Source organism: Anseongella ginsenosidimutans, from assembly GCF_008033235.1.
Classification (GTDB): Bacteria; Bacteroidota; Bacteroidia; order Sphingobacteriales; family Sphingobacteriaceae; genus Anseongella; species Anseongella ginsenosidimutans.
In genome coordinates, this window is the sequence record NZ_CP042432.1 from 2,089,039 (window position 1) to 2,100,376 (window position 11,338).

General features: G+C 49.6%; 9 protein-coding genes. 5 read left to right on the plus strand and 4 right to left on the minus strand.

What is annotated here, in order from left to right; translation table 11 throughout:
• Positions 1-110: 110 nt before the first annotated feature.
• Genes FRZ59_RS08750 through FRZ59_RS08765 form a run of 4 tightly spaced genes read left to right on the plus strand, consistent with a single transcriptional unit; the run spans position 111 to position 3,501 of the window.
• Complete coding sequence (locus FRZ59_RS08750; RefSeq protein WP_132129963.1) at positions 111-335, plus strand: FeoA family protein; 225 nt, start codon at positions 111-113, stop codon at positions 333-335.
• Entirely contained in the window at positions 332-2,446 is a 2,115-nt protein-coding gene (gene feoB / locus FRZ59_RS08755; RefSeq protein ID WP_132129962.1) for a ferrous iron transport protein B, read from the plus strand. The genes FRZ59_RS08750 and feoB overlap by 4 nt, the downstream gene beginning before the upstream one ends.
• 38 nt (positions 2,447-2,484) lie before the next feature.
• Positions 2,485-3,096, plus strand: a complete 612-nt coding sequence (locus FRZ59_RS08760) for a SprT-like domain-containing protein (protein ID WP_132129961.1) — start codon at positions 2,485-2,487, stop codon at positions 3,094-3,096.
• Between the two features lie 45 nt (positions 3,097-3,141).
• Positions 3,142-3,501 (plus strand): helix-turn-helix domain-containing protein, encoded by a 360-nt coding sequence (locus FRZ59_RS08765; protein ID WP_132129960.1) that lies wholly within the window; start codon positions 3,142-3,144, stop codon positions 3,499-3,501.
• A gap of 46 nt (positions 3,502-3,547) precedes the next feature.
• Here FRZ59_RS08765 and FRZ59_RS08770 read toward each other — a convergent pair whose 3' ends face one another.
• From FRZ59_RS08770 to FRZ59_RS08785, 4 genes are all read right to left on the minus strand, one after another.
• The gene (locus FRZ59_RS08770) at positions 3,548-3,748 is read right to left on the minus strand and encodes a hypothetical protein (protein WP_132129959.1); all 201 of its coding nucleotides are present in this window, start codon (positions 3,746-3,748) and stop codon (positions 3,548-3,550) included.
• Between the two features lie 2 nt (positions 3,749-3,750).
• Complete coding sequence (locus tag FRZ59_RS08775; protein ID WP_132129958.1) at positions 3,751-5,208, minus strand: pepsin/retropepsin-like aspartic protease family protein; 1,458 nt, start codon at positions 5,206-5,208, stop codon at positions 3,751-3,753.
• A gap of 93 nt (positions 5,209-5,301) precedes the next feature.
• Positions 5,302-6,630: a sugar porter family MFS transporter gene (locus FRZ59_RS08780; protein WP_132129957.1), complete on the minus strand. Its 1,329-nt coding sequence runs from the start codon at positions 6,628-6,630 to the stop codon at positions 5,302-5,304.
• A gap of 85 nt (positions 6,631-6,715) precedes the next feature.
• Positions 6,716-7,627, minus strand: coding sequence for an AraC family transcriptional regulator (locus FRZ59_RS08785; RefSeq protein ID WP_132129956.1), 912 nt, complete (start codon positions 7,625-7,627; stop codon positions 6,716-6,718).
• Between the two features lie 222 nt (positions 7,628-7,849).
• Here FRZ59_RS08785 and FRZ59_RS19025 point away from each other — a divergent pair, with 222 nt between their 5' ends.
• Positions 7,850-11,338 carry a DUF5107 domain-containing protein gene (locus FRZ59_RS19025; RefSeq protein WP_207910320.1) on the plus strand — a complete coding sequence of 1,163 codons (3,489 nt, stop codon included), beginning with the start codon at positions 7,850-7,852 and terminating at the stop codon, positions 11,336-11,338.

Consider the following 11,338-nt stretch of genomic DNA (forward strand, 5'->3'; position numbering starts at 1 on the left):
AAACAACTGTTATGGGGCATGTCTGCGGCTAAGTATAGCCAAGTTTTAATTTGGAATAGTTATAAATAAGGGCTATACTTGCAGTTCGGAGCAAAATCCAAGACTCGGGTATGAACTTATCGGAATTGCAGAAAGGTCAAACCGGAACCATATCGTCCTTTTCGGATGAAGAAATGTCGGTTAAGTTGATGGAAATGGGATGCCTGCCGGGAGAACCTGTGCGGGTGGATTACATTGCAGCATTTGGAGATCCCATGGCAGTTACCGTGGCAGGTTACCAATTGAGCATGCGTAAGAGTGAAGCAGCAACTATCATTTTAACGGCTATAGATTGAAAACCTTACTTAGGGTTGCCCTGATTGGCAATCCCAATACCGGAAAATCCACTGTTTTTAATGATCTTACCGGCCTTAATCAGAAGGTAGGCAATTTTCCCGGCGTCACCATTGATAAGAAAACAGGGCATTGCACACTTTCCGATACACATGTAGCGGAGGTAATTGATCTTCCGGGCATATACAGTCTATACCCCAAGGCAAAGGACGAAAAGATTGCCTTTGAAGTACTGGCGGATAAGAAAAACAAACTCTACCCGGACGCCGTCGTGGTAGTGGCTGATGCGTCTAACCTGAAGCGCAACTTGCTGCTTTTTACCCAGGTGGCTGACCTGAAGATCCCGGTTGTCCTGGCCCTGAACATGATTGATGTAGCGGAGAAGGCAGGGCTAAAGATTGATGTGGACAAGCTGGCCGGCAAACTGGGCGTACCGGTGGTGCCCTTGAACGCACGGAATAAGCGGGGTATTCCCGAATTGAAGGAAACGATCGCCCGCATTACTCCCGTTCCAACCCAGAATAATACCATTAATGTTGAGGAGCTGGAACCGGCATTTCTTGGAGAACTGCAGGAGACGCTTAATATCGGTCATCCCTATGAAGCGCTGCAGGTGGCTAACCAATACAAGAACCTGCTGTACCTGAATGAAGGGAGCGGTCCTGCCATCGAAAAGCTTATTAAAAAACATGATTTTCAGCCGGGCCGGGTACAGCTCGCCGAAACGGCTGCCAGGTATAACTATATTGACAGCCTGTTGAAGGAGTGTGTCCGGCAGGAGGTTCCGGCGGCGATAGAGACCTTTACCAGCCGGATTGATAAGATATTAACTCATAAGGTCTTTGGCCTGCTCATATTCGTACTGATACTTTTTATCCTTTTTCAGTCCATCTTTTCTTTGGCGGAATATCCCATGTCGCTTATCGAAGAAGGATTTGCATGGCTTAGCGGCTGGCTGGTTTCCGTTCTTCCCGCTGGCGTGCTTACGGACCTCCTCGTGGACGGGATCGTTGCCGGACTGGGCGGTGTGGTCATTTTCGTTCCACAGATCATTATTCTTTTCGCTTTCATTGCTATCCTGGAAGACACCGGCTATATGGCCCGCGTTATCTTCCTCATGGACAGGATCATGCGAAAGGTGGGCCTTAACGGAAGATCAGTAGTGCCGTTAATCAGCGGTATAGCCTGTGCGGTGCCGGCCATTATGGCAACCAGAAGCATCGAGAACTGGAAGGACCGCCTGATAACGATCCTGGTTACGCCATTAATGAGCTGTGCAGCCCGTCTGCCGGTATATGTGTTGCTTATCTCCCTGGTCGTGCCCAACGAACGGTTATGGGGTGTGTTCAATTTCCAGGGACTTGCCCTGCTATTCATGTACCTGTTGGGGCTGGTAGCGGCTATCGGCGTTGCCTACATAATGAAATTCATTATCGGAATGCGCGAACGGTCTTATTTGCTTATGGAAATGCCTATTTACCGCATGCCCCGCTGGTCAAATGTGGGCCTGGTCATGTACGAACGCGCCCTGGCTTTTGTGGTCCAGGCCGGAAAGGTGATCATCGCCGTTTCCATTATTCTGTGGGTACTGGCTACCTATGGCCCAAGTGACAAGATGCAGGCGGTAGAGGCTAAATATGCATCGGCTGAAATGCAGGCGGAATTTACTCCGGAAGAAATTGAACATCACATTAGTTCCGAAAAACTTGAGAATTCGTATGCCGGCATACTTGGGAAAACCATTGAACCCGTAATAGAGCCCCTTGGATTTGACTGGAAAATAGGAATTGCCCTGATCACGTCCTTTGCTGCGCGGGAAGTATTCGTGGGAACAATGGCCACTATTTACAGCGTGGAAGCAGACGACAGTCATATGGATTCCGTGCGGGAAAAAATGCTTCAGGCAAGGAACGCCCAAACAGGGCTTCCAGTATTCACTCTGGCAACCGCGTTTTCATTAATGGTATTTTACGCCTTTGCGATGCAGTGCATGAGTACCCTGGCTATCGTACAGCGGGAAACCAAAAGCTGGAAATGGCCGGTGATCCAGTTAGTCTATATGACCGGGATGGCTTATCTCGGCAGCCTCATTACCTACCAGCTGTTGAGTTAAATCCGGGATACTGCCGGTAAGGTACAGATCGTTTGTGCATGGACAATATCAGCAAGCTTTCCACCTATATTCCTGAAAAGGCTGCACCGGTAATTGCCAGCTGGATTGACGTATATAAAGCGCAGCTAAAGATTACCCGCCGCCGCAGTACGAAACTCGGCGACTACCGCCACCCCTATAATGGCCATCCCCATCGCATTTCCGTCAATCACGATCTGAATCCCTATGCTTTCCTGGTCACCCTTGTCCATGAGTTTGCACACCTGGTTACCTGGAATCACCATGGAAACAACGTCCAGTCGCATGGAAAGGAATGGAAGGGCTTCTTCCGCCGGATGATGCAGCCTTTCTTAGCCGCCGATATTTTCCCCGAAGATATCCGGGCAGCCCTTGCCCGTTACCTCGAAAACCCGGCAGCAGCCAGCTGTACCGACCTGACCCTCCTTCGAACCTTACGGAAACACGACTCGAAACCCGCCGGGACCCTGGCCGTGGAACAGCTCCCCGAAGGCGCGCTGTTCGTTCTCAATGGGACCCGCACCTTCCGGAAAGGCCCCCGCCTGCGCAAACGCTATCGCTGCACCGAAGTCAAAACCGGTCGCATCTATTTATTCAATCCGCTGGCGGAAGTGACCTTGACGGAAAAGTGAGTTGCGCAAACTCATACGATAAAATAGATGCAAAAAACGCCAGTTATGTTAAATCCGATAAAAAATAAAGATGAGTACGAGGATGCACTTGCTCAAACATATAGTTTGATGCAAAAGGATATTCGTTCCGACTCTAAAGAGTCCGATGAACTGGAGGTTTTGTCTATTCTGATAAAAGAGTACGAAAACAAGTGGTACCCCGTTCCCAGGGCCAATCCGCTGGAGGCAATAAAATTCCGAATGGATCAAATGAATTTGTCGGAATCGGAGTTATCGTCAATTCTGGGATACCGTTCCAGGAAATCTGAAATTTTGTCCGGTAAGCGAAAGCTAAGCTTGGCGATGATTCGAAAATTGACGGAGACGCTACGTATTCCCGCGGAAGTATTAATTCAAGCGTATTAATTCAACAGTTAATAGCCACTCAATTTAGTATTAGTGCTTGTACTTCCTATTCCTCCAGGGAATCCAGGATTAATTGCTGCGATTTTTCTAAACCTGCTGCATATTGCTCGTCCAGGTCTTCGTGTTTCAATGAATGGCTAATTTTTTGAAGCACATCTGTAATTACCGATGATATTTTTCCAGCGTTCATCGCCAGCTGTGCTTCGTGATCGTCTTCTGGTAAATTAAATTCGATAGTTGCTTTCATAACTAATAATAGTAAGTGAGTTCCGTGAAGTCCGCGGGTTGGTAGTCTTTTTTGAGTACATGATCGGCCGGTTTCCGGGGAAGGAACATGTATTCCAGTCTGTCAGGAGCAAATTCGAAGAAGGCGCCGGTAGCAATATACGGGAAGCCCAGGGGGATGCCGGTAAGGTTCCAAACGGTGTCGGGAAAGGACCTGAAACGATATTCACGTCGTAATTTAACGGAGAGAATACTGTCCCCTCGTTTCACTTTTATTTCAGCATGAGGCAGCGTTTTATTAAAGTTTTCGATGATGATCTCGTGGAAAGAAGGGATTAATTTAAAGGCTGGAAATCTTGTCAATGGCCCTTTCCGGAGGATTTCCCTCCTATAAAAAGAGGGCTCTCCGTTGATAAAGGAGGACCTGTTGATAGCTAATACTGTATCGTTAACGCGGAGGTCTTTTACCTGCTCCATCCTGGCAATCCGGCTAATGCGGGGAATGGAGTCTTTTGATAATTGCAGGCCCATGCTGTTCACGTTCAGCGCAATTTGGCTTAAATAATCATACGTCTTGCGCTGTTTGTTTCCAAGATAAAGTTTCCGGCCGGGATAATCCAGGATCACATAATCAAAACGCATCAGGAAGTCCATTCCCACTGTGGCCGTAGGAAGGCTTGTAAATTGAATGATCTCATTTGTAAGCGTATGATTACCCGCCTGCAGTGTGGCTTCTACGTACCAGGTAGAGTCCATTTTCGGGACATAGTTGGCCGCCAGGAAAAGATTATTTTTGTTGACGCTGGTGACACCTCGCCAGAAAACCGCCATTTTTTTCAGCTGAGGCATGGAATTGAAAGCGCGGCTGTTAATACACGTAAAATAATCGCTTCCAGTATCGATCATCAGGTCAATATCCACATTATTGATCCGTAAGGTGATAACGGGGCAACTGCTTTGTAGCACAAAGGGAATGCCATCAGCAGTATTTACCCCAAAACTTTTACTGCTTTTTGCGGCGTATATTTTCCTTTCGTTGAAATCAATTTTCCAGGCGAGCCTTCTCAGGATATTTCCGCCTATTATCCCATCATACTTTATGTCCCGCTGCTTATACCTGCTTAAAGCTGAAAACGTTGTTCTTCCTACACGAAACGTGTCCAGCGCGACCCGGTTTGCCGGATAAGAGTCTCCAAAGACATCTTTAAACGGGTCTGCGCTTATCACCTCTTTTACAGGAATAGGCATATCAAGGAGCGTAGTATGAGCGCCGCTGTCAAAAATGAAGTGATAAACCTTGCCGGCTATTTCAACCGCTACCAGCGGCGTGCTGCTGGAATCATAGCTTAACGCCAGCGTATCAATTTCCCGGTCCGGCGGGAAAATCATGGTCGGATCAGGCTTGGTATTACAAGCGCCCAGAAACAAAACGAGTGGAATACAAAAAAGGAAAACAAACTGATGAGCGTAGAATTTCTTCATAGATCCGTGTTTAGGTTCAACTACCGGCTATATCCCTAATATACAATATAATTGTAAATATAATAGCAAAACGCAGGGCTCTTACCACCTGCCTTACTGTTTTCCGAAGGCAGCTTCAATTTCTTCCAGCGTTTTACCTTTGGTTTCCGGTACATAGCGCCAGAGGAAGAGGAAGTAAATAAAGCATATCCCGGCGAACAGCAGAAAGGTCTGTACGGGGGCCAGTACTTCTATCAGGACGGGGAAGGCATAAGCCAGGGCAAAGCAGGCGGTCCACAGGGCAAAGGTGGCTACGGACACGGCCATGCCGCGAACGCCATTGGGGAATATCTCGGAGATCAGCACCCAGGTAACCGGGGCCAGGGTGGTGGCGTAGGTGGCAATAAAGGCGAGTACGACCAGGGTGAGCCAGTAGCCTTCAAACAGGTTGAAATGGAAACAGGCGGCGATCAGGAGCAGGAATAATGCCATGAGCGAGGAACCGGCCAGCATCATCTTCTTCCGGCCGGCTTTGTCAACCAGCTGCATTGCCAGCAGGGTAAACAGGAGATTAATTATTCCAATGAGGATCTGCTGAAATAGCTGGTCGTTGACCTGCATGCCGGCTTGTTCGAAGATGACGGGTGCGTAAAAGAAGACTGCGTTAGCGCCGGAAATTTGCTGGAAGACAGCGATCCCGATGCCAAGAAACACAATAAAGCGGATACCTTCTTTAATCAGGTCGGCAAACCGGGCTTTTACAAGCGTTTGGAAAAGACTGCTCCGGACAGCTTGAACTTCCTGCTCTATGGCAGCAGGCCCGAGCAATTTTGCCAGGACATTCCGGGCCTGGCCTTCCTTGCCATGCGCAAGCAGCCAGCGGGGGCTTTCCGGGACAAGGAAAACAAAGAAAAAGAATAATACAGACGGAAGGGCGCCCGAGGCAAACATCCAGCGCCAGTTATTGTCCCAGCCGGCCAGAAAATAGTTGGACAAGTAGGCCAGCAAAATGCCAATGACAATGGCCAGCTGATTGATCGAGACCATTTTTCCTCTTATTGCCGGGGGGCTTACTTCGGCAATATACAGGGGAGAGAGCATGGATGCAGCACCCACGCCGAAACCGGCCACGATGCGCCATAATACCAGTTCCCCTTCACTTGCCGCCAGACCCATCATTAAAGAAGAAAGGGCAAAAATCAGCGCGGAAAGGATCAGGGGCTTTTTTCGCCCAAAGCGGTCAGTGAGCCAGCCGGTGGCCAGCGCGCCGAACATGCAGCCCACGTAAAGGCTGCTCCCCACCCAGCCAAGGCCGGCGGCATCCAGGTTAAAATGGGGCTGGATAAACGGGATTGTCCCGGAAAAAATAGCGATGTCAAATCCGAAAAGCAGGCCTCCGAAGGCGGCCACCAGGCTGATCAGCCAGATATAGGTTTGGTTCATGCTGTTTTTAATTTGTGACCGTGAGGCTAAATTACCGGATAGCAAGTACTTGAAAATGGAGGATTCCCGCGAAAAGATGGATTATTTACCGGCCCTGGCGCTTCCCGGGCCGTTCGTCATTCAATTGCCAGCGCAGCCGGTACTCTTTTGGCGATACGCCCATGTTTTCCTTGAATATCCTTGAAAAATAATAGGGGTCTTCAATGCCGGTGGCAACGGCCACTTCGTAAATACGCAGGTCCGTAAAATGCAGCAGCTGGCAGGCTTTCTGCATTTTCAGGTGATTAAAATATTCGATGGGCGAAAACCCTGTTTTCTTGTGGAAGAGACCCGAAAAATGCGAGATCGACAAATGTACATGATCGGCTATTTGTTTTAGGGTGAGCGCCTCCCCGATGTGCTGTTTCAGAAAAAGAATGGAGGAATCAATGGCGTCGGGCTGTTCCCTGGGAGCAGTAAGGTTAAATTTGTCGTTATAGATAAAGGCGGTAAGGAAGCCGGAGAAATTAAGCGCAACATATTCCAGGTTATCTTTACTGTAACCCAATTGCAACACCTGGTAAATATTCCTGAACAGATTAATATAGGAGTCATTGTACTGCACGGCATTTCGCTGCCTGAGCATGCGGCGGTACAGTAGTTCGCTTAAATGATCAGCCAGCTTTCCCTTGAAATGCGCCCAGTAAATGGTCCAGGGCTGCTCTTCTGAAGCCCAGTAAACATGCTCCCGGCCCTGGGGGACGATCAGGTATTCATTCGGGTTGATCTGAAACTCTTTTTTTCCGAGGGAGCAATGGCCGCAGCCGCTCACGCAATAGATCAGGATATGCTCCTCGGCCCCTTCCGGCCGTTCCCTGTAATGGAATTTTGCCCGCGGGTAATAACCAATATCGGTAATATGAAGATCCTGGATCACGGGCAGGGCTTCTGATTGGCGTACGACGTTTTTAGGAAGCACAATGGCCTCCTGCCCTTCAAATCCTTCTTTCTTTTTCATTTTCGGGCTGCATTACTATAAACTTTGCATTGCGCGAGACAAAATAACTGCGGTTACCATCCTTTACAGTTTACGCAGTTGGTGGTTTAGGAAAGGGCGTTTTTACACCCGGGTTTGCAGGAAACCCTTGTAAAAATAGGAAAATAATCCATGATAAAACAAGGATCCTCCATTTTCCCGGGCGCGTACAGGAATTAACTTCGGTTATTGAAATCAAAACGCATGAACGAAGCAGTCAGGATCTGGGAAGAACAGGTTCTCATACCTACCTATGGTACCGGGGAGCCGGAAAAGAACCCGATGTTCCTGGAAAAAAGGGTATACCAGGGAAGCAGCGGAGTTGTTTATCCCCATCCCGTCATTGAAAAAATTAAGGACGAAAGGGAAGACAGGGAATATACCGGCGTTTTCCTGGAGAATGAATACCTGAAAATAATGATCCTGCCGGAGCTGGGAGGGCGAATTCAAATGGCCTATGATAAGGTCCGTGAACGTCATTTCGTATATTACAACCAGGTGATCAAGCCTGCCCTCGTAGGGCTGACCGGCCCCTGGATTTCGGGCGGAATTGAGTTTAACTGGCCCCAGCATCACCGCCCGAGTACATTTCTTCCGGTTGATCATACGCTCGCCGAAAATAAAGACGGCAGTAAGACCGTGTGGCTGAATGAGATAGAGATCATGTTCAGAACCAGGGGCATGGCCGGATTTACGCTTTATCCCGGCAAGGCCTACCTGGAGATCAGCGGCCGGCTGTATAACCGGACCCACTTTCCGCAGACTTTTCTGTGGTGGGCCAACCCTGCGGTAAAAGTGAACGAACACTACCAATCGGTATTCCCGCCCGACGTGCATGCCGTATTTGATCATGGAAAACGGGATGTTTCTTCCTTTCCCATCGCAAAAGGTACCTATTACAAGGTGAATTATGCGCCCGGCACCGATATTTCGCGGTACAGTACCATCCCGGTGCCCACATCTTATATGGCCATCCGGTCCAGATACGATTTTATGGGCGGCTATGAGAACGATACCCAGGCCGGGATCCTTCACGTAGCTAATCATCATATCAGCCCAGGCAAAAAGCAATGGACCTGGGGGAACGGCGATTTCGGGCGTGCCTGGGACCGAAACCTCACGGACGAGGACGGCCCCTATATTGAACTGATGACCGGGGTTTTCACCGATAACCAGCCCGACTTCAGCTGGCTTCAGCCGAACGAAGAGAAAACGTTTTCACAATATTTCTTACCCTATAGCAAGGCCGGGATGGTGAAGAACGCTACGAAAGAGGCCCTGGTAAACCTGGAGGAAGAAAACGGGCGGCTGCGCATCAGGGTATATGTTACCGCTGCTTATCCCGGCGCCCTGATCCGCCTGTTTCAACAGAAACAGGAAGTGTTCAGTACCAGGTTCGACCTGTCTCCTGCGCAGGATTTTGACCAGCAAATTGCCCTGCCGCCGGAATTTTCGGTGAAAAAACTCAGCGGCGAAGACCACTCAGTATCTGTGAAAGTTTCCGGCGAAGATGAAATGGCGACTGACAACGGGAGCGAATTTTCGGCGGCTGCCCTTGAAGAAAAGCCTGTCGGAATGCTTTTCCTCGGATCATTGCGAATCGAAGTCAGGGATGCAGGCAATAATCTCCTGGTAGCCTGGCAGCCGGAAAGCGAAGGGGAGAAGGAAATTCCCCCGCCCGCTACCGCAGCCCCCTTGCCGGAAGCCCTGGCCACGAACGAGGAATTATACCTGAACGGGCTGCACCTGGAGCAGTACCGGCATGCCACTTTTGATCCCACCGATTATTACCGGGAAGCATTGAAAAGAGATCCCGGGGACGCGCGAAATAACAATGCTCTCGGGCTTTGGTACCTCCGCCGGGGGAAGTTTGCTGCCGCAGCGCCTTATTTTAGCAACGCGGTGAGCCGGGTGACCCTGCGCAATCCCAATCCATACGACGGGGAGCCGTATTTTAACCTTGGCTGTTCATTGAAATTTCAGTCAAAGTACCAGGAAGCCTGCGATGCTTTTTACAAAGCAAGCTGGAATGCAGCCTGGCAGGACAGCGCATTCTTTGAGCTGGCCCGTATAGACTGTATGCAGGGGCAGTACCAGGAAGCGCTCCGGCTGATTGATCTGGCGCTTTCAAGAAATATACACAACCCCCAGATGCGGCACCTGAAAGCCGCTTTACTCCGGAAGGCCGGCAGGCGGGAAACGGCGAAGGATTGGCTGGATGAAACCCTTTCAGGCGATCCTTTCAACTATGGCTGCCGCTTTGAACGGTATCTGCTGTTGCTTGAGCTTGGAAAGCCGGAAGAGGCGGAAAGGGAACTCGGGCAAATGAAAACCTTGATGCGAAACCAGTCCACTACCTATATAGAGTATTCACTCGATTACGTACATGCCGGACTTTACAGGGAAGCCGGTTCGCTGCTGCTCCAGCAGGCGGAGGGCGCCTTGCCCGATCCGATGGTCTGCTATTACCTGGGCTGGTATGCAGTAAAAGCGCAGGAAGAAGAAGCTGCAAAAAAGCACTTCCTGTCGGCTTCCCGTTGCCCGGCAGGTTACAGCTTTCCCAACAGGGTGGAAGACATCCTGGCGCTGCAAAGCGCGCTTCAGTTCAACCCGGATGATGCCAAAGCCTGTTATTACCTGGGCAATCTCTGGTATGACAAGCGGCAGTACCGCGAAGCCATTTCCTGCTGGGAAAAATCGGCTGAAATTGACGCCGGGTTTCCTACCGTACATCGAAATTTGTCGCTGGCCTATCATAACAAGCAGAAAGATAAAAAAAAGGCACTTGCTTCATTGGAAAGAGCCTTTGCCCTTAATCCGAAGGATGCCCGCGTGCTGATGGAGCTTGACCAGCTTTATAAACTGGATAATCAGCCGCTTCAAAAAAGGCTCGGACTATTGGAGCAGCATCCTGAAGAGGTTCGTCAAAGGGATGATTTGTATCTTGAAAAAGTGACTTTGCTGAACCAGTCCGGGAAATTCGAAGAAGCCAGGCAGCAGCTTGCAGCACGCCGCTTCCACCCCTGGGAAGGCGGGGAGGGAAAAGTGGTAGGCCAGTACCTGATATGCCATATCGAACTGGCCAAGCAGGCCCTGACGGAAAATGATCCCGGCCGGGCGCTGGCCTTGCTTTCAGCTACGGAAAAGTACCCCGAAAACCTTGGCGAAGGAAAACTTTATAATACGCCTGAAAATGACATTTATTTTCTTCGCGGGCTGGCGCATGAGAAGGCCGGGCGGCCAGAGGAAGCGGCGCTGAACTACCGCCTGGCAACAAAAGGCAGCAGCGAACCCGTTCAGGCTATTTTTTATAATGATCCGCAGCCCGATAAAATATTGTATCAGGGACTTGCCTGGCATAAACTGGGCGAACCTGAAAAAGCAAAGAAGGTTTTCGAAGGATTGCTGGCTTTCGGAACGGCGCATATGAATGATCACATCAGGATTGACTATTTTGCTGTGTCGCTGCCTGACCTGCTGGTGTTCGATCAGGATCTGGACCTGCGGAACCGTGTTCACTGTCATTATATGATGGGGTTGGGTTATCTTGGCCTGAATGAAGAGGTGAAATGCCGGGAAATGCTGGAAAAGACGCTGGAAATGAACAAATATCACCAGGGGGCAGCTGTTCACCTAAAAATGAGCGGCTTTTTAACGGAATCCGCGCCGGTTTTTAAAGAAAAAAATAATTAA